The organism is Deinococcus phoenicis (assembly GCF_000599865.1).
In the GTDB taxonomy this organism is placed as follows: Bacteria; Deinococcota; Deinococci; order Deinococcales; family Deinococcaceae; genus Deinococcus; species Deinococcus phoenicis.
Window position 1 is genome coordinate 1 of sequence record NZ_JHAC01000027.1, and the last position, 24,414, is coordinate 24,414.

Below are 24,414 nucleotides of genomic sequence, written 5' to 3' on the forward strand. Positions count from 1 at the left end.
GGGTGAAGTCGTAACAAGGTAACTGTACCGGAAGGTGCGGTTGGATCACCTCCTTTCTATAGGTCACGTCACACATCAGCGATGCGAGCACGCCCCTAACCATTGGTTAGGGGCGTTTTCCTTTGCCTTCCTTATCTGGCCTGTTCCTGCCTTAGCCTTGACCTGAAGAGGTCGGGTCAAGCAAGTCAGGCCCCTGTTCGCCCACGCCTTCCACGTGTTCTTCAACGTACTCATCGGAAGGTTCTGCACCAGGGACCTGGCGCGCGCCTTGTCCCGGGAGAGCATTCAGACGCTCTGCTTCTGCCCGGGTCAGGTCCGTTCCGTCGGGCTGTAGATCTCCTCCGGGATTGTGCTGCTTCTGGCCATTCTGCTCGTCACGTGTCATGGCAACCTCCTTGACTGGGATAGAGAAACAGCATACTGTCAGACCTCTGCCTGCGAGACCGTAATAATGAGTAGCTCAATTGAGGATGGAGAAAACCATAACTCAACATGTGTCCCCTCCTGCTTTTGATCAGGTGGAGACGATAGCGCGTTAGGGACAGGAGGTTCAGGGGACCTGCCCATCAAACCTGGGCGGGGTTTTCTGTGGCGCCTCCTGTGCGCCTCTAACCTTTGATCGACCGCTCAGAAGTCACCCAGGGAGAAGCGTTCTTCCCCATGGTTATGCATCTGCCGCCGCAGGACCTGACAGGTTGAGAAGTCGACTGGGACGTAGAAAAGCAGGGCGCCGGTCTCTGTGCTGGTCGGACGAACTGGCGCTCGGCTCAAAAGAACCCAATCTGCTCGTGCTCGGCGTGGCTCTCAGCGGAGTTTCGAGCGGGTCTAGGTGTACGGAAGCTGGATACAGGCGGTGGCGGCGCTCTCCCATAGAGTGCGCGTCCCGGTCGCTCCTGATCTATCCCTCTCGGGCTACCCAGAGCATCTACTGCCTCACTGGGATCACTGAATGCACCTTTTCCGCCATGAAGATGTGGGGGAGCGGCCAAGTCTGGCGACGGCCCAGACTCTTACCCTCAGACAACCCGCGCCAAACTTTAGCCCTCGCCCTCCTCAGCGTCGGCTGGGGCTGGCGGGGGCCTTTTTGCATGACTCAGATGGTGGAAGGCACCAGATTCAGCGGATGTAGCCGTAGAGGGAAACGGTGGTATCGGCCGTCGGGGTTACGGTCACGAAGTACTCTCCAGCAGGCATGGTAGAGGTGTAATCGTACCCATTGCCGTTGTACGTCGTGAACTGCAAGGCGACCGATTGTCCCTGCGCGTTGACCATTGTACTGGTGAACTGCTTCGGCCCCTGGGGAGAGCAAGCAGACGTGCAGCCCCCAGGGTTAAACAACGCGAAGAATAAAGAAGAGTTGTTCGGCACAATCACTTTGAACGTCCGTAGAACACCGTTGGTCAGGTTGAAATGCACCTCACCGGTGGCCGAGGTCAGTGTGAAGGGGGGAGTGGAGTCCACGCTCACGGTCTGCACGGCACGTGTTTCATTGCCGCTGCTGTCGGCGACGACAGTGAGGTCGTGGCTGGTCTGGGTCGCTGGAGTCCAGCGGGTCCCCCAGTTGCCATTCGCGTTGGTGGTGATGGCCGTCACGCCATCTGCGGCTACGTTGCTGGCCACCAGTTTCGCGTCGTCATACACGCGAATCTCGCCCATCTGCACATCGTCGGTAGCAGTTCCTGAAAGGGTCGCACCCGAATTGACGTAGGCCGCACCCACTGGGCTGAACGTCAGGGCCGGACTGACGGTGTCGGCGACCATGGCGTTGGTCTCGATGGCCTTGGCGAAGTCCACGCTCGTGGGACCGTAGGTGGCCGTATCGGTGCCGGCATTCCGAATCCAGGCGTCGAAGCTGGCCGTCACGTTCAGCGTCGAGTCGGTGTCGGTGCCGCGCGCGGTCACATTCACCCCGATTTTGCTTCCTGCGTTGTTCAGGACACCGTCAGTGGCGTTGCCCAGCGTGTAGGTCACGGCACCGATGTCCGTCGTGGGCACCGTCGCGCTCGTCCCACTGACGGGGCTGGTCTTCAGCGACAGGCTGAGGTTGAAGGTGCTGTTCGTGAACAACCTGGCCATGTTCGTACTGAAGTCCAGGGTGCTGCTGGCCTTGTCGAACACCGCGTGGTACTTCAGACGCACGACGGCGCCGTCGCCGGAGATGGCTGCGCTGTTCTCGCTGGCCGGGCCGTAGGCCAGCAGCGTGCTGTCCGTCGCGTCGTCCTTGACCGCGTTCTCGAAGGTGTAGGTGCCTGCGGGGAGGAGCAGGGTACGGCGGAAGGCGTTCGCGCTGTTCAGGGTCAGCGTCTTCGCTCCCGTGCCGGTAGGATCGAAGGTTGTCCCGTTGAAGGCAATCAGCTGGCTCTTGCTGTCGCGCACCTGCACGTTGAAATGTCTGGCAGGTGCGTCGCTGGTGAGTCCCAGGGCCTGGAAGTCCCCGAGGGCCGCCAGGTCAAACTTGACCAGGGGCGTGCTCCCTATCACAGGGGTGGTAGAGCTGCCGCAGCTCGCGACAAAGAGGGCGAGGAACGTCAAAACGAGACCGGTAGTGGTGCGGCGCATAGAAACTCCTGGCCAGACGCGACATGCATCCGGGACAACTGGGAATGGCGGAAGCCAAGGGTGGAGTTTGCGGTGGGCGCACCACTCGCTCTACCTGATCCAGTTGCCCGGATACGGATCAGATGTCATTGCGTCGCAACCAGATCAAAATGAGGAATTTAACCTGTGTTCGTATCGTGCTGAATAAAAACTCACAAAGTCCTTACACAGACTTTTGGTGATGGGGGGGTGATCCTAACACTTGTCATCTGGTGTGGTGGGGCGCTTTGTCGTGTGCCCTCACCCCATGCTCGAATGTTCCCCGGCCGCCGCCTGCTGGTTTACTGCTGCCGGGCGGCTGGGCATACCAAGAACTGGGCACACTGGTGGTTGCGGTGTCCGTACTGGCGTGGGCTGTGCGGAGGTGGTCGAGGAGGGGCATAACCTTCGCGCCTCTCCTCTGCACCACTCCGCTATAAAGCACACCCCCACCCTGGAAGAGGTGGGGGATTTCTCGTACTGAAGGTGGCGCACCCTAATGGACTCGAACCATTGACCGACCGCTTAGAAGGCGGTTGCTCTATCCAGCTGAGCTAAGGGTGCATAGCAAGGTGGCCCCCAAGAGGGGGGCCGACTGGAGCGGGATCACGGATTCGAACCGAGGCCAGAAGCTTGGAAGGCTGCTGTGCTACCACTACACCAATCCCGCGTGCTCTGCGCGAACTGTGGCCCATATGGTCGAGGCGACTGGATTCGAACCAGCGACCCCTTGGTCCCAAACCAAGTGCGCTACCGGCCTGCGCTACGCCTCGTACACGTCCGCGCGGGGAGCATGATAGCAGAGCGGCGCATAGGTGTGTGCATTTGGTCCCCGCCCCTCTGGGGCAGCAGGCGTATCCTGCGGCATTGTGAGTGCTGCGGCGCGGGTGAAAACGTATCTGGATCTGGTGAAGTTTGAGCACACGGTGTTCGCACTGCCCTTCGCCTATGCGGGCATGCTGCTGGCGAGCATGCAGGTGAACGGGACAGGCTGGCCTGGCGCGCACACGCTGCTCTGGGTCACTCTGGCGATGGCGGCTGCCCGGACTGCGGCCATGGGGGCAAACCGCGTGATCGACCGCTTCATCGATGCGCGTAACCCCCGCACGGCGGGCCGGGAAGTGCCCAGCGGCAAGGTCAGTCCGGCGCAGACCTGGGTGCTGGTCGGGATCAGCCTGATCGTGATGGCTTTTGCGGCGGCGCAACTCAATCCCCTGTGCCTGGCGCTGATGCCGCTGGCGATGGTGTTCCTGATCGGCTATCCCTACACCAAGCGCTTCACCTGGCTGTGCCACGCCTGGCTGGGCGTGACCGACGGTGCGGCGGCGGCCGGGGGCTGGATCGCCGTGACGGGTCACTTTGCCCCCCCGGCCTGGTTGCTGTGGGCGGTCGTGCTCTTCTGGATGATCGGTCTGGACGTGATCTACGCGACGATGGACTACCGCTTCGACCTTGCGAACGGGATCAGGAGCATTCCCGCGCGGTTCGGCATTCCGCGCGCCCTGAGGATCGCCGCCGCCAGCCACGCCCTTACCTTCCTGCTGCTGGTTGCGGTGGGCGCAGCGGCGGGGGCCAGCTTCTGGTACTACCTCGCCGCGCTGGCGATGGGGGCCATCCTGCTGTATGAACACCGCATCGTGAATCCGGACGACCTGGCGCGGGTGAACGTGGCCTTTTTCGACGCGAACATGTGGCTGGCCCTGACCATGCTGGCGGGTGTGGTGCTGGACGTGGCGTGGCGGACCCTGACCTGAGCGAGTTGGGCCTGAGTGAGCCGGGCCTGAGCGGGGCGGACCTGAGGGCGCTGGTGCCGGAGGGGGCCGCCCAGGTCTTCATGGAGGGTGACGAGCAGCGGGCGCTGACGCTGCTGCGCCGGGCACGCGACGCGCAGCCGCCGGGCACCGTGCCGTGGGCGGTGCTGGAGCGCCTGGCCGGGCTGGTCCTGATTCACGTGCTGCGGGAGGTGGAGGGAACCTTCGCCCTGGAACGCGCGGACGCCGTGCTGGACGCGGCGGGACAGCCCCGGCCTTCCCTGGCCTGGCTGGAGGCGGGTGCCGGGGAAGCCGGTGAACGCTAGAATCACGCGGATGCGCGCCGTGAAGGGACCGAAACCCCGATGAGGAAGCCCTGATGCTGGAGAGTTCCGAGACGGAATTCGCGTCGAGGTATGCCGCGTTCGCGGCCCAGGGGCAGCTCTATCCCCAGCGGGAAGGCAGTCCCCTGCTGGAGTTCGCGACGGCGGGCCGGGTGCTGTACCTGTTCGACCGGCTGGGGCCTTATCTGGGCCGTCCGGGTCCGGCACGCGTGGTCGTTCACGGCATCCTCGACCTCGCGGAAACGCGCCGCCTGACCCCGGAAGAGGGGGGCGCGGCGCGGGAGACACTGACTGTCCTGGGGGTGTCGAGCGTGGAAGGGGTGGGCGAGGTGCTGTCGGCGGGGCCTCAAGTCTGGGTGGTGCGGGCGCGGCTCCCGCTGGTCCTGGCCGCCTTCGGGCCGCTCCCCGCGATCCAGGTGGGCGAGTGGGTGGCGTTCCGGACTCTGCCGCCCCTGCACGGCTTCCTGATCTGAGGCGCCCGGGACTGTACGGCCACCGCAAGCCGCATCTTCGCGCCGGCTGCCGGCCTGATGTGAACTTGATGGGACTTTACTTAAAACGTCTGTTCGGTCATGATTAAGGCATCCTCCCCATGGCCGAACTCCTTCTCCCCCTGCCCGCACGTGCCAGCGAACATCAGTCGGCGTGCCTGGTCATGGCGGATCTGGTCGGCAGTACGCTGCTGGCCCACCGCCTGCCGCTGGAGAACTACGCGGCGTTGATGGCCGAATTCGTGCAGGTCCTGATCCTGAGCTTCGAAGCGCGGGGGGGGCAGGTGCTTCAGCACCAGGGGGACGCGGTGCTGGCGTTGTGGCCGGCTCCCCGGAGTGGGCAGGGCGTGCGGGCTGCCCTGGAGACCCATGAACGGGCCGCGCGGCTGGGGCTGGCCGGGGTCCTGGGCGTTCAGCTTCAGGTGCGCGCCGGGGTGGCGGTCGGGCCGGTCATCACCGGGATGGTGGGCGGCCAGCTCAGCGCCTATGGGCTGCCGGTGAACTATGCCCGGCGGCTGTGCGACGCCGCTGCCCCAGGTGAGACGCTGGTGTGTGAGGGGGTAGCCCAGCAGTCCTGCCCCGCCGGGATGCCCGTGGCCCGCCTTTTGCCGCCGCTGCGGGGCTTCGGGCCGGAGTCGCGCGCCTACACCGTGACGTTGCCGCAGACGCCCGGCGCCGACGGCATGAAAACCGGTTAAGCGGCGGGGGGGTCTTCTCATGAGAACGGTCAATAGACTGGCCGTATGGAACGCAAGCCTCTGGTCCTCGTTATCGAGGATGAAAAAGACATTGCCCGCTTTATAGAACTCGAACTGGCCGCCGAGGGGTACGCCACCGAGGTGGCCTTCGACGGCGTGACCGGCCTCAGCAAATTCCGCGAAGTCAATCCCGATCTGGTGATTCTCGACCTGATGCTGCCGGTGCTGGACGGCCTGGAGGTCGCCCGGCGCATCCGCAAGACCAGCAACACCCCGATCATCATCCTGACGGCCAAGGACGGCATTCAGGACAAGGTGGAGGGGCTGGACTCGGGCGCCGACGACTACCTGATCAAGCCCTTTTCCATCGAGGAACTGCTGGCCCGCGTGCGCGCCCACCTGCGCCGCGTGAATCCGGCCGTCACCGGCGAGGTGCGGGTGGCCGATCTGGTGATGAACCTCGACGGGCGCGAGATTTTCCGGGGGGGCCGCCGCGTGGAACTGTCGGCCAAGGAGTTCGAGTTGCTGGAACTGCTGGCGCGCAACCCCGGCAAGGTCTTCTCGCGCTTCGAGATCGAGGAAAAGGTCTGGCCCGAGTACACCGGGGGCAGCAACGTGGTGGACGTGTATATCGGTTACCTGCGCCGCAAGCTGGAGGAGGGCGGGGAGCGCCGCCTGATCCACACTGTGCGCGGCGTGGGCTACGTGCTGCGCGAGGAGTGAAGCGCCGGACTGTGCCCCGGAGAGGGCGGGCGGTAGACTGCCGGGTGTGATGAGGATGCCGGCCCTTTCGTCAGCCCCAGGGAAAGCGCCGGAGGTCGGCTCGGTTCTGCAAGCCGTCCTTTTTCCTTCTCCTTCCAGCCGGACTGCCCAGGACTTGCCTGACGGACCTGGCCCGGTCCGGCCCCGGAGCCGCCCATGACGCTGCGTGGGCGGCTCACGCTGTTCTATACGGCGCTGCTGGCGGTGCTGCTGACGGTGGTAGCGGTGGCCGTGCTGGTCATCATGCGCGGGAGCCTGATCAGCGGCCTGGACCGCGACTTGCAGGACACCTACCGCCGTTTCACGGAGATCGTCAGCCAGTTGGCGCTGAACGACCCCAGCACGGCGATGGAGCGCGACGAGGCGGGTCTGCTGCCCCGCGCCCGTTACCTGTTTCCCGACGACGCCATCCAGATCGAGGAGCTGGCTTTTTTCGACGATGCCCAGGCGCTCGCGGTGGCGCTGGAAGAAGCGTCCGGTCCCGAGGCCCGCGAACAATTGTTCAAGCTGCTGCGCGTCCTGGGCGACACCACCCGCCTGAATATCGGCCTGGCCCGCAACCAGCCCTTGCGGCTCAGTGACGAGGAGCTCACGCGGCTGATCACCTCGCCCGAGGGACAGATCATCGTGAAGCGCGACGTGAAGGACCCCTACAGCAGCGAGATGACGCCGTACCGGGTGCTGGTGAAGCTGGGGCCGGTGCAGCTGAATTCGGCGGTGCTGGGGGTGGCCCGCCCGTCCTTTGCCATGACCTACGTGGGGCGCAGCCTCGAACCGCTGGCGGACACCCTCACCCAGTTGCAGCGGGTGATCGGGCTGCTGTTCCTGCTGGGCCTGATCCTGGCCGGGGCAGGCGCTTATCTGCTCGCGGGTCAGGCGCTGCGGCCCCTGCGGCAGGTGCAGAAGGCCGCCGAGGGCATCGGGGGCCAGAACCTGGGCGAGCGGGTGCCCGAACCCCGGACCGGCGACGAGGTTCAGGCCCTCGCGCACGCCCTGAATGCCATGCTGGGCCGCCTGGAGGCCAGCTTCGAGGCGCAGCGGCGCTTTACCAGCGACGCCAGCCACGAACTGCGGACGCCCGTCACGGCGATCAGTGGGCACGCCAGCTACCTGCTGCGCCGCACCGACCCCAGCGGGCAGCAGCGCGAGAGCCTCAACATCATCCGCAGCGAGTCCGAACGGCTCACCAACCTGATCGCCAACCTGCTGCAACTCGCCCGCTCGGACAGCGGCGCGCTGAACCTGACCCGCCAGCCCATCCTGTCGCGCCTCTTCCTGGCCGAGATCGCCCGCGAACTGATGCCGCTCGCCCAGGCCCAGGGGACCGAACTCGCGGCGCAGGGGGCGGACGTGGCCTTCGAGGGCGACCCCGACCGGCTCAAGCAGGTCATCATCAATCTGGTCGGCAACGCGCTGAAGGCCGGATCAAGGCACATCACCCTCGGCAGCCAGCCGGAGGAGGGCGGGCAGGAGGTGCGCCTGATGGTGCAGGACGACGGCCCCGGCATCCCACCCGAACACCTCGCGCGGCTTTTCGACCGCTTCTACCGGGTCGAGGACAGCCGCAGCCGCGACCAGGGGGGCGCGGGCCTGGGCCTCAGCATCGCCAAGGGCATCGTGGACGCCCACGGCGGGCGCATCTGGCTGGAAAGCGAAGTCGGCCGGGGCACCACCGCCTATGTGCAGCTTCCGGTGGGGAATATTCCCGATCTGGACGACGAGGACGTGCCGTAGGGGTGATGTGCTGGAGGGTCCGGGGTGCAGGCGCTTGAGCCGGAGCCTGCACCCCCCCTCACCCCAGCATCAGCGCGTGCAGTTCCTCCATCAGCGCCTCGCCCTCGGCGGTGGTGCGGGCGACCACGAAGATGGTGTCCTCGCCCGCGATGGTGCCCACGATGTCGTCGCGGCGCAGGCGGTCGAGCAGCAGCGCGACCCCCGTCGCGTGGCCGTCGGCGGTGCGGACCACCAGGACGTTCTCGCCCCGGTCCACGTCGCGCACGAAGTTCTGGAAGAGGCGGCCCAGTTCCTCCTCCACGCCCTCGTGTCCGGCAACCTGCGCCAGGGCGTAACGGTGGCGGCCCTTGCCGATGGGCAGCCGCACCAGCCGCAATTCGTTGATGTCGCGGCTGACGGTCGCCTGCGTGACCTGCACGCCTTCCGCGCGCAGCCGCTCGACGAGTTCGGCCTGGGTGGAGACGCTCTCGCGGGCGATGATGTCCTGAATGCGCTTCTGACGCTGGTCCTTGCTGAGCATTCCTCAGATGCTATGAATATTCACTGAATAATTCAATGCGTTGGGACAGCTTTCAGCCCTCAGCCCCTCAGCCCTTAGTCCTCAGCCGCACCGCCTCGTCCAGCAGCCTGCGGGCCACCTCGCGTTTGCTGAGGCGCGGCCAGGCCTGGGAGGTGCCGTCGGGGCGCACCAGCGTGACCTCGTTGTCGTCGCCGCCAAAGGCCGTGCCCTCGCGCGTGGGGTAGTTCAGCAGGATGAAGTCGGCGTTCTTGCGCCGCGCCTTGAGGGCCGCGCGCTCCACGCCCGCGTGCGTCTCCATCGCGAAGCCGACCAGCACCCGCTGGCCCTTGTGCTGGCCCAGTTCCGCCAGAATGTCCGGATTGGGCGTGAGGTGAATCGTCACGTCGCCCGCCACCTTGGCCTGCTTCTCACCCGCGCGCTGGGCGGCGCGGTAGTCCGCGACCGCCGCCGTCATCACGACCAGCTCGGCCTCCCGCGCCGCCGCCAGCACCGCGTCCCGCAGTTCCAGCGCCGTCTCGATGCGGACCACCTGCACGCCCGCCGGGTCGGGGAGGGTCACCGGACCCGTCACCAGGGTCACGGCCGCGCCCCGGTCGCGCGCCTCCTCGGCCACCGCGAAGCCCATCTTGCCGCTGGAGGGGTTGCTGATAAAGCGCACGGGGTCGAGGTACTCGCGCGTCGGCCCGGCGGAGACGACCACCTTCACGCCCGCCAGGTCGCGGGGTGGGGGAGGGGTCAGCTGCGCGAGGGTGGCCGCCGCGATGGCCTCCGGCTCGGCCATGCGGCCCAGGCCGGTCCCCTCGCCATGGGTGCCGAACGCGCCCACTTCCGGCCCCAGGAAGGCGTGGCCCCAGCCGCGCAGCCGCTCGACGTTCGCCTGCACCGCCGGGTGCCGCCACATCCGCTCGTTCATGGCGGGGACCCACAGCACCGGCCCCTCCACGCTGAGCAGGGTCGCCGCCGCCAGGTCGTCCGCGCGGCCCTGCGCGGCGCGGGCCAGCAGGTCCGCCGATGCGCCCACGATCACCACGGCGTCCGCCCGGGCCAGCGTCAGATGTTGCGCGTCGGGTCTGGCCCCGAACCAGGTCGCGTCGGTGGCCACCTGTCCGTCCGCAGCGGTGGCCAGGCTGAGTTCGGTGATAAAGGCCAGCGCGGCCCGCGTGGCGATCACGCGCACCTGCGCCCCCCGCTCGCGCAGCCGCCGCAGCACCGAGGGAGCTTTCACGGCGGCCATGCTGCCCCCCACGATGACGAGGATGGACGGTGAGGCGGGCTGGGCGGACCTGTTCACGGGGGAAGTCTAAGGGTCCGGGGGCCGGGAAGGTTTACGGCAGCCGCCACACCCGCACCCGTCCCCCGTCGCTGACGGCCAGATACCTGCCGTCCGGGCTGAGGCTGGGGCCGCTGGCGTCATGGGTGGCGGGCAGGGGCAGCAGCACCCAGTCTGTCCCGGTCCAGCGGGCCGCGCGCAGGTGTCCGGTTTCCAGCCAGGCAAGCACCGGGTGCCCGGCACGGCTGAGGGCCAGCACGGGCGCTTCGGCACTGACGCCCGGCCGGCTGACGGGACCGCCGAGGGGCTGCCAGCGCGTACCTGTCCAGCGGCTGACATTCACGCGGTCGTGGCCCGCAGGCTCCTCCTCGATCCAGGTGACGACGGGTGAGCCGTCAGCCGCGAGCGCCAGCCGGGGCGCGGCGGTAAAGGAGCCGGGGTGGCGGTTGAGGGGGCCGCCGAGCGTGGTCCAGTGCCCGGACGGGTCTTCCTGCCGCACCCGCACGTTCATCGTGGCGAAGTCGCCCTCCAGAAAGGCCACCGTCCGCCGCCCGGCGCGGTTCAGCGCGAGGTCGGGGGAGAAGGCGGCGCGGGCCGGGTCGCTCAGGAGAGGCTGCGGCACCCAGGTGCCTGCCTGCCACGCCAGCGGCCGCACCACTCCGGCATACGCGCCGCGCACCCCCAGGTCGGTCCAGGCCAGGGTCGGCGTACCGTCCGGCAACACGGCGAAGGCCCGCGAGCGCCCCGCGTCGCTGAGGTTGCGCCGCACCGCGTAGTGGGCCGGGTCGCTCCACGCCTGTCCGTCCCAGCCGCTCATCAGGTACGAGTCCACGTGGGCCTGGCCGCTGTCCTCGGCCCAGCCCAGCCACACCTGCCCCCCCGCGCCGTTGCGGGCCGTGAGCTGCGCGGCATTGAAGCTCCGGCCCTCGTTCAGCACGCCGCCGAGGGGCGTCCAGGCGCCTGCGGCGAGGCGGGCGGCGTGCAGCCGGCGATTCCCCTCCGTGCCCTGGGCCGTCCAGGCGAGGACGGGCGTCCCGGACGCGTCCACCGCCAGCGCGGTCAATTCGGCCCGGCCCGTGACGGGGGGCGGGGGCAGTTCCGTCGGGGCCGGGCCGCCGCCACCCGCCAGGGCCAGTCCGGAGGCGAGGCACAGCAGGGCCAGGGCGCGTCGCATACACCAGCGTACCCGGCGCGTGCCCGGCTGCGCCATTCAGCCTACGCCGCACTGACCTAACGGGCGTTAGACTCGGGCCATGACCTCCACCCTGAAGGCTGTCGAGCGCGTCCTGAGCGTCCCCGAGGACCAGACCCGCTGGGAGACGTTCGCGCCCCGCTACGCGCAGCTCCAGGCCGCCGAGCTGACGGCGTCAGGCGTGCCCGCCTGGCTGGCCGAGTGGAGCGCGCTGGACGCCGACGTGATGCAGGCCGGGAGCAAACTCGCCACCCACGCGGACCTCCACACGGACGACGAGTCGATTCAGGCCCGCTACGCGCGGTTTCTGGAGGAGGTGTCGCCGCAGGCCCAGCGGGCGGGGCAGGCCCTGACTGAGAAACTGCTGGCGGTGCCCGGTTACGTCCCCGCGCCCGACTTCGCCCTGAATTACCGCCGTTTCCGCGACGCCGCCGCGCTGTTCCGCGAGGCGAACGTGGACCTGGGCGTGACCCACGAGGCGCAGATGAACCGGCACGGCGTCCTCACCGGGAATCAGAAGGTCAGCCTGGGCGGCGAAGAACTGACCGTCCCCCAGGCCAGGCAGCGGATGGACAGCCCCGACCGGGCCGTGCGCGAGGAGGCCTGGCGGGCGCTGGCCGCGAGCAACCAGGGCGTTGCGCCCCAGCTCGACGCGCTGATGCTGGAGCTGATCCGGACCCGCCAGCAGCTCGCCTGGAATGCCGACCTGCCCGGCTTCCGCGACTTCATGTGGCGGCGGCTGGACCGCGTGGACTACACGCCGGAGGACTGCCGCGCCTTTCACGAGGCGGTGCAGGGTGAGGTGGTGCCGCTGGCCGCCGGAATCATGGGCGACCTGGCCGGGCAGCTGGGCCTGGACGCGGTGCGCCCCTGGGACTACAACCGCAACAACCTCCTGGACCCGGAGGGCCGCGAGGCGCTGAAGCCTTTCACGACGGGCATGCAGCTCGAAGACCTGGCGTCGGCGGCCTTCGCGGGGCTGGACGCGGACCTGGCCGGGCGCTTCCGCTCGATGCGGGACGGCCTGCTCGACCTCGAATCGCGGCCCGGCAAGATGACGCACGCCTACTGCCAGTATTTCCCGGTCCAGAACGAACCCTTCGTGCTGATGAACGTGGTGGGCACTTCCGAAGACGTGCGGGTGCTGTTCCATGAGGTCGGGCACGCCTTCCACGGCTTTTACAGCGGCGACGCGCAGCCGCTGGTCTGGAACCGCTGGAGTCCCATCGAGTTCGTGGAGATTCCCTCCATGGCGATGGAGTTCCTCACGCTCGACCACCTGGGGCACGTCTTCAGTGGGGAAGAACTGGCCCGCTACCGCGAGAAGCAGCTTCAGGGCGTGGTGGCCTTCCTGCCCTGGGCCGCGCAGATGGACGCCTTCCAGCACTGGCTCTACGCCGAGGCCGGGGAGAACCCGGGCATCGCCGACCTCGACGCCAAGTGGCTGGAACTCGACCGGACCTTCCACCCCTTCGTGAACTGGGACGGCCTGGACGAGAACGTGCGGGCCAAGGGCTGGCAGTACTATCACGTCTTCCGCGCGCCCTTCTATTACATCGAGTACGCGATGTGTTACCTCGCCGCCGTCGGCATCTGGCGGGAAGCGCGCCAGAACCCCGCGCAGGCCCTCTCGAACTACAAGGCCAGCCTACGCCTGGGCAGCACCGTGCCTGTGCCCGAGCTGTACCGCGCCGCCGGGGTGGAGTTCCGCTTCGACCGCGAGCATATCCGGGGCCTGATGGCCTTCCTGAAGGAACAGCTGGGGTAAGGCGCGCCTGTCCGGGAAGCGGGTCGGAGATGTGCCGGCCCGCTTGTCGTTGCTGCCCGGTCGTCCGAAGCCGGGCGAAGGGCGTGGATTTTTTCCTGCTCCCCCGGGGCGTGAATGCTGAGTTTATGCGCCTGTCACTCACGCCTTCCCGCCGGTGGATAGCGTGGGGAGGTTCTGCAACACGGTCCATAGCCTGAACGCAGGCACCGCGCAGCGCTGCAGGCCGGGTTTCCCCGGTGGCGGCCCACCTCCCTTTTTTCCCGCCCAGCAGGCCCACGCACTTGGAGGACGGCATGAACGCACCGCAACAAGTCCCGGACCCCTCTCCTGTCAGCAGCACCCGGCGTCAATTTCTGCGGGGCGCCGGCCTGGCCGGAGCGGGCGTCGCCCTGACGGCCTGCGCGCCCAGCTTCACCCCCCGCCAGGACAAGCCCAACCTGGACGCCGACATCCTGAATTTCGCCCTGAATCTGGAGTACCTGGAAGCCGCCTTCTATCTGGCGGCCACCGGACGCCTGACCGAGTTGCAGGGCATCGGGGGTGACGCGCCGATCCAGTTTCCTGAGGGGGTGACGGGTACGGCCCCGATGGCCTTTCAGTCGGACGTGATCCGGGACTTTGCCAACGAGCTGGCCAGCAATGAACTGGCCCACGTCCGGTTCCTGATCGCCACGGTCAAGGCGCTTGGCGGTCTGCCCATTCCGCGCCCGGCCCTCAGCATCGGCCCGGCCTTCATGGCGGCGGTGGCGGCGGCCAGTGGCGGCAAGGTCACGGACTTCAACCCTTACCGCGACGACATCTCGTTCCTGCTCGCCAGCCACACGCTGGAGGACGTGGGCGTGACCGCTTACAAGGGCGCGTCTCCCCTGATCCGCGACCGCAAGCCCGGCGGCGTGCTGGAACAGGCCGCCGGTATCCTGGCCGTCGAGGGCTACCACATGGGGTCCACCCGTTTTCAGCTCTACAAGCGCCGTGATCAGGAAGCGGCCCCCGGGTTCACGGTCGCGGCGATGTCCAGGGCCATCAGCGACCTGCGCGACCAGCTCGACGGCCCCGGCGACAAGGACCAGGGCATCACGGACAGCCCGCGCCCCGGCGAGTCGAACATCGTGCCCGCCGACGCGAACGGCGTGGCCTTCAGCCGCACGCCGCGCGAGGTGCTGAACATCGTGTACCAGAAGGCGGAAGCGGCGGCCGGCGGGTTTTTCCCGAGCGGCGTGAACGGCAAGATCAGGTAAAGCGTTCTTTCCCGGAGGCTGGTCATGACCCAAGTCGCAACAGAAACGTTCCCCACCCCCAACCTGCGCCGCCAGGTGCTGCGCGCCCTCGGGTTGCTCGGCGTGGGCGCCGCCGTCACCTCCTGCGCGCCCGGCCTGCTGAACCTGTCCAGCCTGGCGAACCTGCCCGCGCCCGGTGTGGACGCCGCCGTCCTGAATTTCGCGCTGAACCTGGAGTACCTGGAAGCCGCCTTCTACCTCGCCGCGACGGGCCGCCTGGCCGAGTTGCAGGGCGTGGGCGGCAACGCCGAGATTCGCCTGCCCGGCGGTCTCCAGGCCGTGCCGTTCCAGTCCGGCGACGTGCGCGACTTCGCGAACGAACTCGCCACCGACGAGATCGCGCACGTCAAGTTCCTGATTACCACCATTCAGGCGCTGGGGGGCACACCGATCGAGCGGCCCGTCCTGGACCTCAGCGGTTCCTTTGTGACGGCGGCCAGCGCGGCCAGCGGCGGCAAGATTCAGGGCTTCAACCCGTTCCTGAACGACCTGTTCTTCCTGCACGGGGCCTACATCTTCGAGGATGTGGGCGTCAGTGCCTACAAGGGCGCTTCCCCCCTGATCAACGACGACCGGCCCGGCGGTGTGCTGGAGCAGGCGGCCGGCATCCTGGCGGTGGAGGGCTACCACGCCGGGGCCATTCGCAGCATGCTGTACGAGCGCCGGAACGAGGAAGTGGCCGCAGGCCTGACCGTCGCCGCCGTGACCAAGGCCATCAGCGACTTCCGCGACCTGGCCGACGGGCCGGGCGACCGCGACCAGGGCATCACCGAGCCGATTCTGCGCCCCGGCAACTCGAACATCGTGCTGACCGACCCGAACGCGGTGGCCTATAGCCGCCTGCCGCGTCAGGTGCTGAACATCGTGTACCTCGCGCCGGGTGCCTCGCGGGGCGGCTTCTTCCCCAACGGCGTCAATGGGCTGATCAAGTAAGACGCACTGCACCTGGGGAATGGGGGCCTCGCCCGGTCCCTGTTCCCCGGCGCGTTGTTCTGCGTGGGCGAAGGCGGGCCGCGTGAAGGTAGGCCGGGTGGCGGCTGGCCGGCTCCGCCATTCGGCCCATGTGTCCCTGCCCTGGCCCGCGCACACTGCTCGTATGACGACGCGCGACCTGACCGTTTCTCCCTTCGACCCGTTGGCCGCGTCGCCCGAAACGCGGCTCGCGGTCGGCCACCTGCTGACCGCCTGCCACACCTTCGCCTACCCGCAGGACCCCCCGATGCTCCCCGAGCGCGAAGCCCTCAGCCTCACGCACGTCACGCCCGGCGAGGCCGTCCGGCAGTTTGCCGTGTGGGACGGAACCCGGGCGCTGGGCTGGGGAAGTCTGGAGTACCACCTCAGCCAGAATCTGCACGCCGCGCACGCCCGGCTGTTTGTTCACCCCGACCATCGCCGCCGGGGGCTGGGCCGTGAACTGGCCCGGGTGCTGGAGGGAACGGCGCGGCAGCAGGGCCGCCGGGTCGTGACCTTCGGCACCACCAGCAAGGCCCCCGCCGGGGAGGCGTTTGCCCATACCCTGGGCGCGGAACCCGCCCTGCCCATGCGCCAGAGTCAGCTCGACCTGAGCGCCGTGCCGGACCCCCTGCTGGACGCCTGGACCACCCGGCCGGACGGCGAACCCTACCGCCTGCATATCTGGGAGCGCGTGCCGGAGACCTTCCTGACCCGCACCGCCGACATGATCATGGTGATGAACACCGCCCCACGCGGCGACCTGGAGGTGGACGACTGGACCGTCACCCCCGAGATGATCCGCGCCTGGGAGGGCATGATCGCGGAGTCCGGGGAAGTGCGCTTCCTGATGGCCGCCGAGGACACCCGCACGGGTGAGCTGGCCGGGTACACCGAGGTTTTCTGGAGTCCCGAGCGCGCCTCCCTGGTCTATCAGGGCGGGACCGCCGTCCGCCCGGCGGCACGCGGCCAGGGCCTCGGCAAGTGGCTGAAGGCTGCGATGCTGCGCCACGTCCAGGCCCACTGCCCCGGCGCCCATTTCGTCCGCACCAACAATGCGAACGAGAATGCCGCCATGCTGGGGATCAATGTGGCGCTGGGTTTTGCACCCTGGGCAAGCTTCACCGAGTGGCAGCTGCGGCTGGGCTGATACGAACTTAAGGTGAGTCGAAGACGAACCCGAGCGGAGCGAGAATAAGAAAATACCGGCTTGCGGCGATGGAAGAACATCTGGTGTTTTGTCCAGGTGTTCTGGAATCAGAGCAAGTCGGTATGACCGCGCAGGCGAGCAACACCGGAGGGGCCAGGGACGTTCTCTCCCTGGCCCCTCGCTGCGGTCCTGTGGCCTCAGCCCGCCGTCTGTCCCCTTCCCAGCCGCACCCGGAAGCCGCGCAGCTCGTAGCCCTTCACGACCTCGTTGTAGCCCACTTCCGGCTCCTGCACGATTTCCAGGTCCTGCCACAGCAGCAATCTTCGCAGGAATACGTCCGACTCCTTGATCGCCAGGAACGCGCCGGGGCAGCGGTGGTGGCCGTCACCGAAGGCCAGCACCTGCCCCTGCACGCCACGCGGCAGCTTGCGGCCCGGGCACAGCTGTTCCGGGTCCTGGCCCGCCACCGCCGGGTCCACGTTGGCTTCCTGCACGTTCAGGGCCAGCAGGCTGCCTGCGGGGATGGTGTGGCCCTCCACCGTCAGCGCCTGCTCGGCGCGGCGGTAGAGCATGGTCACGACCGGCTCCAGCCGCAGGATCTCGTGCAGGATGGCGTGGCGTTCCTTTTCGGTGCCGTGGACGTAGTCGGCACGCAGTCCCGGATTTTTGAGCAGGTGCCAGGCCGCCACGCTGATGAACTCGCGGGTGGTTACCATGCCCGCCGTACCGTAGGTCAGGCACTCGGTCATGATCTCCACGTCGTTGTACTCGCGGTCGAGCAGGTGGCTGATCAGGTCGTCGCGGCGTTCCTTGCGGCGGGCCTCGATGGCGGGCTTCACGTCCAGAAAATAGAAGAGGGCCATCTGCGCCTGCTGCCGGGCAGCCGCCAGCCGCCCCTTTTTGGGCTGGTGGCTGCCCGGTTCGCTGTCGCCGCCGCCCTCCACGAAGGAGATGACGCGGTGTTCGAGGCCCGGCAGGCGGCTGCTGGTCAGGCCCACCACCTGCGCGGCCACGTTCACGGCCAGCCGCAGGCTGAGGTCGTCGAGGTTCAGCTCGCCCTTGCGCGCGAGTTCGGCGATCAACTCGTCGGCCAGGGCCGCGATCATGGGCTGGTAGTCCGCGACCTGGGTGGGCGTGAAGTAGCGGGCGGTCGAGCGGCGCATCTCGTGGTGCTTCTCGCCCTCCTCGAACAGCACGGGCGCGTTGTCCAGCCCCCTCACGCCCCGCGCCATCTCGGACATGAAGCCCGCCTGCCGCACGCCTTCCGAGCGCAAAACCTCGCGCGCCGCCTGAAAGTCGTGGATGCGGTAGATGCCCCGCGCGTCCACCTCGACGGCCTGCCCGGTCTGCGAGGCGCTCCCGGGGCGACGGGTCAGCGAGGTGTCGGCGGGGTGAAAGGGGCAACGGGGGGCACCAGAGGGGGAAGTGGTCATTCTGACTCCTGTTCGGGAAGGGGGAGGGAGCGGGTAAGTTGTGCCAGCGCGTGCAGGCCGTGTGTGAGGGCGTCCGCCCGGGGACCGAGCGCGGCGAGCGGGGGGCCGGTGACCGCCCGCACGGTGTCCAGCGCCTGCGCCCACAGCGCCGCTCCCTGCGGGGTGACGGTCACGGTGACGCGGCGGGCGTCGGCCTGCGCCGAGGTCCGGGTCACCGCGCCCCGCGCTTCGAGGGCGTGCAGCACCCGGCTGACCTCGTAGCGCGGCACGCCGAGTTCACGCGCGAGCTGGGCGGGCTGGTCCGCACCGCCCTGCACGTAGGCCAGGGCGATGAAGGCGCGCAGGTCCAGGTCGTGCCGGGCGCGCAGCTCGGCCTCACCCCGCGTGGTCAGCGCCTGCCAGGCGGCCCACAGCGCCGTCAGGAACGTCAGTTCCGCCGCTGGGGGCTGTCCCGCCGGGAGAGTCGGGGAGGAAGGAGCCTCGGTCACGCGGGCAGTATGCCGCGCCATTCGATGAGTAATTGCAGTTTGCAACCAAAAGGGTCAAGGTCCAGCTCACCCGGCCTGCCCCCCGCCCGGAACCCGCTACCCTGCGGCCCATGAGGGTTGCCGTCGCGGATGTAGGGACCAATTCCAGCCACCTCCTGATCGCGGAGGCGCTGAACCCGGCGGCGCAAAGCGCCCCAGCCGGAGAGGGGCGGGCCGAGGTGGGCGGTTACCGGGTGCTGGACGCGCTGAAGGACCGCACCCGGCTGGGCGAGTGCCTGGACGCCGCCGGAAATCTCACGCCGGAGGGCGAGGAGCGGCTGGCGGCGGCCCTGACGCACTTTCAGGCGCTGGGCGCGGCGGCGGGTGTGCCGGACGTGCAGGTCTATGCGACCAGCGCCCTGCGGGAAGCGCCCAACGGCGAGGCGGTCGCGGCCCGCATCCGCGAACGCACGGGCATCTACCCGGTCATCATCAGCGGGGAGCGCGAGGGCCAGCTCACGTACCTGGGCGCGGCGCACAGCGTGGATTTCGGGCCGGACAACCTGCTGCTCGACCTGGGCGGCGGCAGCCTGGAACTGGCGCGGGGAGGCCCCGAGCAGGCGCAGGACGTGCTGAGCGTGCCGCTGGGCGCGATTCGCATGACCCGCGCCCATCTGCACCACGACCCCCCCACGAAGGCCGAGGTGCGGGCCGTGCAGGACGCCGTGCGCGCGGCCCTGGCCCCACACGCCGCGCGCTTCCGGGTGCAGCCCGGTACACATGTGGTCCTGTCGAGCGGCACGGCCGAGGCCGCCGCCGCCCTGATCGCCGCCCAGGGGGACAGCGTGCCGGGCAGTGTGAACGGCCTGAGCCTCACCACCGCCGACCTCGGCGCGCTGCTGGAACGGACCCGCAGCCTGAGCGCCGCCCGCCGTACCCGCCTGCCCGGCCTGGAGCGGCGTGCGGATACGGTCGTGGCCGGGCTGGCCGTGCTGCACGCCGCGCTGGAGACGCTGGGGGCCACGCGGGCGACCGTCAGTGAGGGGGCGCTGCGTGAGGGCATGCTGATCGAGGAACTCGGGCGGCACGCGGCGTATGCGGCGGGCCTGAGTGCGCGGCAGCGCAGCGTGCTGGGGGCGGCCGAACGCTTCGGCGCAAATCTGGCGCACGCCCGGCACGTCACGGCGCTGGCCCGCGACCTCCTCACCCGGCTGGAGGAAGCCGGGGAAGCCTCCGCGCCCGAGGCCCGCAGCCTGCTGACCGCCGCCGCCGGGCTGCACGAGGTCGGGCAGATCGTGGCGCAGAGCAGTCACCACAAACACGGCGCGTACCTGATCCGGCACGCGGGGCTGCGCGGGTTCTCGCCGCGTGAGATCGAGCTGGTGGCGCAACTGGCACGCTACCACCGCAAGAGCGGCCCCAAGCTCTCGCACCCGGAGTACGCGGCCCTGAGCACCCCCGACCGGACGTTGGTCGCGCGGCTGGCCGCCGTGTTGCGCGTGGCGGACGGGCTGGACCGCTCGCACGCGGGACAGGTGCGGCTGCTGGCCCTCACCCGCAGCCCGTCCGGCTGGACCCTCGCCCTGAGCGGCGCGAACCCGCTCGACCTGGCCGGGGCGCGCGACAAGGCGGACCTGTGGGCACGCGAGTTCGGCCCCCTCACCCTGAAGGCGGAACAGCCCGGGGAGGAGGCTATGCTCGGCGCATGACCCCTTCCTCTTCGCCTGCCCTTCCGCAGAACATCCTGAGCATCCAGTCGTGGGTGAGTTACGGGCATGTCGGGAACGCCGCCGCCGTGTTTCCGCTGCAACGCCTGGGCTTCGAGGTGTGGCCCATCAACACCGTCCAGTTTTCCAACCACACCGGCTACGGCGCGTGGACCGGCATGGTGTTCCCGCCCGAACTGGTCGCGGACCTGCTGAGCGGTATTGAGGCGCGCGGCGTGCTGCCGGAGTGCGCCGCCGTCCTGAGCGGCTACATGGGGTCGGAGGGGACGGTGAGCGCCGTCGTGGAGGCCGTACGCCGCGTGCGGGCCGCCAACGCGGGCGCGCTGTACTGCTGCGACCCGGTGATGGGCGACGTGGGCCGCGGCGTGTTCGTGCGCCCCGAACTGCCGGACCTGATCCGCGCGCAGGCGGTCCCCGAGGCCGATATCGTCACGCCCAACCAGTTCGAGCTGGAACTGCTGACCGGGCACAGCGTCAGGACCCTGCCCGACGCCCTGGCCGCCGCCCGGACCCTGCGCGCGACCCTGCGCGGGGATGGCCCCCGCATCGTGGTGGTGACCAGCCTGGTGCGGGAGGACGCGCCCGCAGGCATGATCGAGACGCTGGCCGTGACCGAGGACGGCGCGTGGCTGTGCCGCACACCCCTGCTGCCGCTCGACCCGCCGCGCAACGGCACCGGCGACGCGATCGCGGCGCTGTTCCTGGGCCATTTCCTGCAAACGCGGGACGCCGGGAAGGCCCTCAGCCTCAGCATGAGTGCGCTGTACGCCCTGCTCGACCTGACCCACCGCCTGGACACCCGCGAGATTCAGCTGGTGGCGGCGCAGGACGAGTACGCGCGGCCCACGCGGCTGTTTGAGGCGGAACGGGTGGCCTGAGCCGGAGACGGGCGGCAGGCCCTCCAGCCGGGAAGCCCCACCCTCTTTTTGAACCGGGTACACTTCTCCCATGACCTATGAAAGCCTGCGCCTCTCCCGCACGGGCGAGGTGGCGACCCTGACCTTCACCCACCCCAAGGGTGCCTTCGGCCCGGCAACCTGGCGCGAGGTGGCGCTGGCCCTCTCCGAACTGGGGGACGCCCGCGCGCTGATCGTGCGCGGCGAGCGGGCCTTCAGCACCGGGCTGGACCTGAAGGCGACCGCGCCCGTGATCGCCCCCGCGCTGGGGGATGCCGCGAAGTTTGCTGCGGTGGTGGACGAGATGCACGCGGCCATCGAGGGCCTCGCCGCGCTGCCCATTCCCGTCATCGCGGCGGTGGACGGCTGGTGCATCGGCGCGGGGCTGGAACTGGCCTCGGCCTGCGACCTGCGGCTGTGCAGCGCGGGCGCGCGCTTCAGCCTGCCGGAAGTGAAACTGGGCATCACGGCGGACCTGGGCGGGTTGCAGCGCCTACCGGGGCTGATCGGCAGGGGGAGGACGGCCCAGCTCGCCCTGACTGGCGACCCCATCGACGCGCAGGCAGCCGAACGCTGGGGCCTGGTGACCGAGGTCCACGCGGACGCAGATGCTCTGTATAGCCGCGCCGACGCTCTTGCGGCCCAACTCGCCGCGCTGCCGCCGAAAGCCGTGGAAGGCACCAAGCGCATTCTCGAAAGCGGCCTGCCCCACGCCGAGAGCCTCGCCGCTGCGGTGGCGTGGAACGCGCGGCACATGACGGCGGAGGGACTGAGCGGCCCTCTGAAAAAAGCCTGACCCCACGCCCTGCACCCCACACCCTTCCGAAGGAGAAGCCCCATGACCCACCCCCATGACCCCGCCACCCCCGACCCGGAGAACACTTTCCGCCCCGACCTGCTGCGCGGCAAGCACGCGCTGATCACCGGGGGCGGCAGCGGCATCAACCTCGGCATTGCGCGGAGTTTCGCCGCGCACGGCTGCGCCGTGACCATCCTGGGCCGCAATCTGGAAAAGGCGCAGAACGCCGCGCGGGGTATTGAAGAAGCCGGAGGCCGCGCCCTCGGCGTTTCTGCCGACGTGCGCGACTTCGCCGCCCTCCAGGCCACCGCGCAGGCGGGGGTGGACGCGTTCGGGCCGTTCGACATCGTGCTGGCGGGGGCGGCGGGGAACTTCCCGGCCCCGGTGGACGGCATTTCGCCCAACGGCTTCAAGACGGTCGTGGATATCGACCTGCTGGGGACCTACAACACCATCAAGGCGTGTGCGCCGCACCTGAAAACGCCGGGCGGCAACATCCTGAGCATCAGCGCCTACGGGGTGCCGGTGCCGATGCAGGCGCACGTGGTGGCGGCGAAGGCGGGCGTGGACGCCCTGACGCAGACGCTGGCGGTGGAGTGGGGGTTGCGCGGGGTGCGTGTGAACGCGATCATCCCCGGTCCCATCGACGGCACCGAGGGCATGGCCCGCCTGGCGCCCGACGAGCGCAGCCGCCAGCAGTTCATCGGCACCGTGCCGCTGGGCCGCTTCGGGGTGCCTCAGGACATCGCCAACGCCGCGCTCTTTCTGGTATCGGACGCCGCCAGCTACGTGACGGGCGTGATCCTGCCGGTGGACGGGGGCCAGAACATGCTGGGCGGCGCGCCGCAGTACCAGATGTATCTGCGGATGCAGCAGGCCGGGGGCCAGGAGCAGCAGGCCGGGCGCTGAGGCGGCCCCCGCGCCCGGTATCCTGCACGGATGCGCCGCGTCCTGACCTTCTGCCTCGCCTGCCTGACCCTCTGGCCGGGGTCGGCGGCGCAGGCTCCCGCTGCGGGAGCGGCGGTCACGCTCCGGCCTGACCCCGGCCTGGATGCGGGGGTGCGGCGGGCACTGGCGGGGCTGCCACAGAATGTGCGGGCAGGCCTGCTGGTGCGTGACCTGACGACCGGAAAGCTGCTGGAGGCGCGCGGGGCGGACCTCTCCCTGATTCCGGCCAGCACCCTGAAGCTGGTCACGGCGGCGTCGGTGCTGGTCGACCGGGGCGGCGCGGACGGCTGGTGGAGTACCGAACTGACCGTTCCCGCCGCCGAGGTGGGCCGCCCGCGCGTCTCGCACCTGACCCTGCGCGGGAACGCCGACCCCACCCTGACGGTCGCGGACGGCCCCAACAGCCTGCGCGCCCTGGCAAAACAGGTCTATGCCCGGGGCGTGCGCGAGGTCGGCGCGCTCCGGGTGGACGAGAGCGGGCTGGACGCGCGCACCTGGCGCGACCTGCCCCTGGGTGTGCCCATGACGGCCGTGCGCCTGGCGGAGTGGCATGACGCCCCGCCCCCCTCGGCGGCCACGGCCCGCGCCCGGGTGGGTGCCGCCCTGAGCCGCGAACTGGGCCGGGCCGGGGTGCGGGTGCTTTCGGACACGGTCGCTGCGGCCCCAGCCTTCCGCCCCTACGTCCCGCCCCCCCGCACAGACGATCAGGGCCGGACCCTCCCGCCCGATCCCCTGGTCCCGGTCGAGCGCCGCCCCGAGCAGGGCGCAGCCTCGGTCCGCAGCGCCTCGCCCGCCGGGGTGCTGGCCGCGACCCTGCGGCCCAGCGACAACCTGCGCGCCGAGGAACTGCTCGCCACGCTGGCGGTGCGGCCCGCCGGGAGCGGCACCCTGGAGGCGGCCCTGGGCCGCGAGCGCGCCGTGCTGCGCCGCCTGAGCGTGGACCTGACCGGCGTGCGGCTCGCGGACGGCAGCGGCCTGAGCCGCGAGAACCGGCTGACGGCGCGGGCGCTGGTGCAGCTCCTGACCGTCATGCACGACCTGCCCTCTCCCACCGGCCAGCCCCGGGCCGAGCCGCCGGACCGCACCTACCGCGAGCGCCGCAACGCCTTTGCCGAGGCGCTGCCCCAGGCCGGCACCGGGGAGAACGTCCCCGCGCACGACGGGCGCGGCGGCACCCTGGCCCTGCGGTTGCGGGACAGCGGGCTGGACGTGCGGGCCAAGACGGGCACCCTGCCCGGCGTGAGCAGCCTCGCCGGGTACGTGACGGGGAGGAGCGGCCACACCCTCGCCTTTGCCCTGTTGATGAACGGCCCCGAGGACAGCCCCATCCTCACCTTGCGGGCCGTGCAGGATGAGGTGGTGCGGGCCGTGGCGGCGGCACACTGAGGCCGGGCTGGCCCCGCTAGGGCTTTTTCCGCCACCCGTAGGCGCGCACGGCGTCCACCAGGAACCACACGGCGACCGCGCCCCACAGCAGCCCCGGCAGCCAGTTGTCCACCCGCAGGTAGCGGAAGGCGGCCACGCCGCACAGCACGGCCAGCACGAGGCTCAGCAGAAACACGATGTGGGGGGGCACGCGGCGACCGAACATGGGCACAGCGTACCCTGCGGGGTCTGCCGCATTCCTGACCGTTCCCCCCCCGCCCCGCGTGGCAGGAT

23 protein-coding genes, 3 tRNA genes and 1 rRNA gene are annotated in these 24,414 nt (G+C 69.4%); 16 read left to right on the top strand and 11 right to left on the bottom strand.

Features of this window, described 5'->3' with window-relative positions; genetic code table 11:
• Positions 1–56 (top strand): 16S ribosomal RNA (locus DEIPH_RS08975); the annotation flags it as partial.
• Positions 57–151: 95 nt separating this feature from the next.
• On the opposite strand, the gene DEIPH_RS19805 is transcribed toward DEIPH_RS08975, so the two are convergent.
• The 5 genes from DEIPH_RS19805 to DEIPH_RS08995 all read right to left on the bottom strand — a co-directional run bounded on the left by DEIPH_RS19805 (position 152) and on the right by DEIPH_RS08995 (position 3,350).
• Positions 152–385 (bottom strand): hypothetical protein, encoded by a 234-nt coding sequence (locus tag DEIPH_RS19805; protein ID WP_152544875.1) that lies wholly within the window; start codon positions 383–385, stop codon positions 152–154.
• Between the two features lie 731 nt (positions 386–1,116).
• On the bottom strand, positions 1,117–2,481 hold the full coding sequence (locus tag DEIPH_RS08980; protein ID WP_152544876.1) for a hypothetical protein: 1,365 nt from the start codon (positions 2,479–2,481) through the stop codon (positions 1,117–1,119).
• 583 nt (positions 2,482–3,064) lie between these two features.
• Positions 3,065–3,141 (bottom strand) — tRNA-Arg (locus DEIPH_RS08985).
• A gap of 32 nt (positions 3,142–3,173) precedes the next feature.
• Positions 3,174–3,247 (bottom strand) — tRNA-Gly (locus tag DEIPH_RS08990).
• A 26-nt stretch (positions 3,248–3,273) separates the two neighbouring features.
• Positions 3,274–3,350, bottom strand: a tRNA-Pro gene (locus DEIPH_RS08995).
• A 96-nt stretch (positions 3,351–3,446) separates the two neighbouring features.
• Between DEIPH_RS08995 and mqnP the strand changes: the two genes are divergently transcribed.
• The 6 genes from mqnP to DEIPH_RS09025 all read left to right on the top strand — a co-directional run bounded on the left by mqnP (position 3,447) and on the right by DEIPH_RS09025 (position 8,357).
• Complete coding sequence (mqnP, locus tag DEIPH_RS09000; RefSeq protein WP_034357080.1) at positions 3,447–4,331, top strand: menaquinone biosynthesis prenyltransferase MqnP; 885 nt, start codon at positions 3,447–3,449, stop codon at positions 4,329–4,331.
• Entirely contained in the window at positions 4,313–4,654 is a 342-nt protein-coding gene (locus tag DEIPH_RS09005; RefSeq protein ID WP_407636507.1) for a hypothetical protein, read from the top strand. Before mqnP ends, DEIPH_RS09005 begins: the two co-directional genes overlap by 19 nt.
• A 53-nt stretch (positions 4,655–4,707) precedes the next feature.
• Entirely contained in the window at positions 4,708–5,145 is a 438-nt protein-coding gene (locus DEIPH_RS09010; RefSeq protein ID WP_034357083.1) for a hypothetical protein, read from the top strand.
• 119 nt (positions 5,146–5,264) lie between these two features.
• Positions 5,265–5,861, top strand: a complete 597-nt coding sequence (locus tag DEIPH_RS09015; RefSeq protein WP_034357087.1) for an adenylate/guanylate cyclase domain-containing protein — start codon at positions 5,265–5,267, stop codon at positions 5,859–5,861.
• Between the two features lie 45 nt (positions 5,862–5,906).
• Positions 5,907–6,584, top strand: a complete 678-nt coding sequence (locus DEIPH_RS09020) for a response regulator transcription factor (RefSeq protein ID WP_010887388.1) — start codon at positions 5,907–5,909, stop codon at positions 6,582–6,584.
• A 195-nt stretch (positions 6,585–6,779) separates the two neighbouring features.
• A complete protein-coding gene (locus DEIPH_RS09025; protein WP_034357089.1) occupies positions 6,780–8,357 on the top strand; it encodes a sensor histidine kinase in 1,578 nt (525 codons plus the stop codon).
• A 58-nt stretch (positions 8,358–8,415) separates the two neighbouring features.
• Here DEIPH_RS09025 and argR read toward each other — a convergent pair whose 3' ends face one another.
• From argR to DEIPH_RS09040, 3 genes are all read right to left on the bottom strand, one after another.
• Entirely contained in the window at positions 8,416–8,877 is a 462-nt protein-coding gene (gene argR / locus DEIPH_RS09030; RefSeq protein ID WP_034357092.1) for an arginine repressor, read from the bottom strand.
• 67 nt (positions 8,878–8,944) lie between these two features.
• Entirely contained in the window at positions 8,945–10,168 is a 1,224-nt protein-coding gene (gene coaBC / locus DEIPH_RS09035; protein ID WP_034357095.1) for a bifunctional phosphopantothenoylcysteine decarboxylase/phosphopantothenate--cysteine ligase CoaBC, read from the bottom strand.
• Between the two features lie 34 nt (positions 10,169–10,202).
• A complete protein-coding gene (locus DEIPH_RS09040; protein WP_051517276.1) occupies positions 10,203–11,321 on the bottom strand; it encodes a hypothetical protein in 1,119 nt (372 codons plus the stop codon).
• A 79-nt stretch (positions 11,322–11,400) separates the two neighbouring features.
• On the opposite strand from DEIPH_RS09040, the gene DEIPH_RS09045 reads away from it, so the two are divergent.
• The 4 genes from DEIPH_RS09045 to DEIPH_RS09060 all read left to right on the top strand — a co-directional run bounded on the left by DEIPH_RS09045 (position 11,401) and on the right by DEIPH_RS09060 (position 16,485).
• Positions 11,401–13,107, top strand: a complete 1,707-nt coding sequence (locus DEIPH_RS09045) for a M3 family oligoendopeptidase (RefSeq protein WP_034357098.1) — start codon at positions 11,401–11,403, stop codon at positions 13,105–13,107.
• 293 nt (positions 13,108–13,400) lie between these two features.
• Positions 13,401–14,345: a ferritin-like domain-containing protein gene (locus DEIPH_RS09050; protein ID WP_034357101.1), complete on the top strand. Its 945-nt coding sequence runs from the start codon at positions 13,401–13,403 to the stop codon at positions 14,343–14,345.
• Between the two features lie 24 nt (positions 14,346–14,369).
• A complete protein-coding gene (locus DEIPH_RS09055; RefSeq protein WP_034357103.1) occupies positions 14,370–15,317 on the top strand; it encodes a ferritin-like domain-containing protein in 948 nt (315 codons plus the stop codon).
• 163 nt (positions 15,318–15,480) lie between these two features.
• Positions 15,481–16,485 (top strand): GNAT family N-acetyltransferase, encoded by a 1,005-nt coding sequence (locus DEIPH_RS09060; RefSeq protein ID WP_034357106.1) that lies wholly within the window; start codon positions 15,481–15,483, stop codon positions 16,483–16,485.
• 197 nt (positions 16,486–16,682) lie between these two features.
• On the opposite strand, the gene DEIPH_RS09065 is transcribed toward DEIPH_RS09060, so the two are convergent.
• Positions 16,683–17,918 (bottom strand): cytochrome P450, encoded by a 1,236-nt coding sequence (locus DEIPH_RS09065; protein ID WP_034357109.1) that lies wholly within the window; start codon positions 17,916–17,918, stop codon positions 16,683–16,685.
• Positions 17,915–18,406, bottom strand: coding sequence for a MarR family winged helix-turn-helix transcriptional regulator (locus tag DEIPH_RS18785; protein WP_051517277.1), 492 nt, complete (start codon positions 18,404–18,406; stop codon positions 17,915–17,917). Before DEIPH_RS18785 ends, DEIPH_RS09065 begins: the two co-directional genes overlap by 4 nt.
• A gap of 110 nt (positions 18,407–18,516) precedes the next feature.
• Here DEIPH_RS18785 and DEIPH_RS09075 point away from each other — a divergent pair, with 110 nt between their 5' ends.
• The 5 genes from DEIPH_RS09075 (at position 18,517) to DEIPH_RS09095 (ending at position 24,141) form a co-directional block, all read left to right on the top strand.
• Positions 18,517–20,094 carry a Ppx/GppA phosphatase family protein gene (locus tag DEIPH_RS09075; protein ID WP_034357112.1) on the top strand — a complete coding sequence of 526 codons (1,578 nt, stop codon included), beginning with the start codon at positions 18,517–18,519 and terminating at the stop codon, positions 20,092–20,094.
• Complete coding sequence (gene pdxY / locus DEIPH_RS09080) at positions 20,091–20,990, top strand: pyridoxal kinase PdxY (protein ID WP_034357115.1); 900 nt, start codon at positions 20,091–20,093, stop codon at positions 20,988–20,990. The genes DEIPH_RS09075 and pdxY overlap by 4 nt, the downstream gene beginning before the upstream one ends.
• 70 nt (positions 20,991–21,060) lie before the next feature.
• The gene (locus DEIPH_RS09085; RefSeq protein WP_034357117.1) at positions 21,061–21,804 is read left to right on the top strand and encodes an enoyl-CoA hydratase-related protein; all 744 of its coding nucleotides are present in this window, start codon (positions 21,061–21,063) and stop codon (positions 21,802–21,804) included.
• 42 nt (positions 21,805–21,846) lie between these two features.
• A complete protein-coding gene (locus DEIPH_RS09090; protein ID WP_034357120.1) occupies positions 21,847–22,716 on the top strand; it encodes an SDR family oxidoreductase in 870 nt (289 codons plus the stop codon).
• A gap of 30 nt (positions 22,717–22,746) precedes the next feature.
• Positions 22,747–24,141 carry a D-alanyl-D-alanine carboxypeptidase/D-alanyl-D-alanine-endopeptidase gene (locus DEIPH_RS09095; RefSeq protein WP_034357123.1) on the top strand — a complete coding sequence of 465 codons (1,395 nt, stop codon included), beginning with the start codon at positions 22,747–22,749 and terminating at the stop codon, positions 24,139–24,141.
• 16 nt (positions 24,142–24,157) lie between these two features.
• Here the strand turns inward: DEIPH_RS09095 and DEIPH_RS09100 are convergent, their stop codons facing one another.
• Positions 24,158–24,346 (bottom strand): hypothetical protein, encoded by a 189-nt coding sequence (locus tag DEIPH_RS09100; protein ID WP_034357125.1) that lies wholly within the window; start codon positions 24,344–24,346, stop codon positions 24,158–24,160.
• Positions 24,347–24,414: the final 68 nt, after the last annotated feature.

Coding starts and splice junctions, on each gene's coding strand:
- DEIPH_RS09065 (WP_034357109.1), bottom strand. CDS start 17,918: ATGACCACTTCCCCCTCTGGTGCCCCCCGTTGCCCCTTTCACCCCGCC.
- DEIPH_RS09075 (WP_034357112.1), top strand. CDS start 18,517: ATGAGGGTTGCCGTCGCGGATGTAGGGACCAATTCCAGCCACCTCCTG.
- DEIPH_RS09040 (WP_051517276.1), bottom strand. CDS start 11,321: ATGCGACGCGCCCTGGCCCTGCTGTGCCTCGCCTCCGGACTGGCCCTG.
- DEIPH_RS09055 (WP_034357103.1), top strand. CDS start 14,370: ATGACCCAAGTCGCAACAGAAACGTTCCCCACCCCCAACCTGCGCCGC.
- DEIPH_RS09015 (WP_034357087.1), top strand. CDS start 5,265: ATGGCCGAACTCCTTCTCCCCCTGCCCGCACGTGCCAGCGAACATCAG.
- DEIPH_RS09050 (WP_034357101.1), top strand. CDS start 13,401: ATGAACGCACCGCAACAAGTCCCGGACCCCTCTCCTGTCAGCAGCACC.
- DEIPH_RS09085 (WP_034357117.1), top strand. CDS start 21,061: ATGACCTATGAAAGCCTGCGCCTCTCCCGCACGGGCGAGGTGGCGACC.
- DEIPH_RS09100 (WP_034357125.1), bottom strand. CDS start 24,346: ATGTTCGGTCGCCGCGTGCCCCCCCACATCGTGTTTCTGCTGAGCCTC.
- DEIPH_RS09090 (WP_034357120.1), top strand. CDS start 21,847: ATGACCCACCCCCATGACCCCGCCACCCCCGACCCGGAGAACACTTTC.
- DEIPH_RS09020 (WP_010887388.1), top strand. CDS start 5,907: ATGGAACGCAAGCCTCTGGTCCTCGTTATCGAGGATGAAAAAGACATT.
- DEIPH_RS09060 (WP_034357106.1), top strand. CDS start 15,481: ATGACGACGCGCGACCTGACCGTTTCTCCCTTCGACCCGTTGGCCGCG.
- pdxY (WP_034357115.1), top strand. CDS start 20,091: ATGACCCCTTCCTCTTCGCCTGCCCTTCCGCAGAACATCCTGAGCATC.
- argR (WP_034357092.1), bottom strand. CDS start 8,877: ATGCTCAGCAAGGACCAGCGTCAGAAGCGCATTCAGGACATCATCGCC.
- DEIPH_RS09045 (WP_034357098.1), top strand. CDS start 11,401: ATGACCTCCACCCTGAAGGCTGTCGAGCGCGTCCTGAGCGTCCCCGAG.
- DEIPH_RS09010 (WP_034357083.1), top strand. CDS start 4,708: ATGCTGGAGAGTTCCGAGACGGAATTCGCGTCGAGGTATGCCGCGTTC.
- DEIPH_RS19805 (WP_152544875.1), bottom strand. CDS start 385: ATGACACGTGACGAGCAGAATGGCCAGAAGCAGCACAATCCCGGAGGA.
- DEIPH_RS09025 (WP_034357089.1), top strand. CDS start 6,780: ATGACGCTGCGTGGGCGGCTCACGCTGTTCTATACGGCGCTGCTGGCG.
- DEIPH_RS09095 (WP_034357123.1), top strand. CDS start 22,747: ATGCGCCGCGTCCTGACCTTCTGCCTCGCCTGCCTGACCCTCTGGCCG.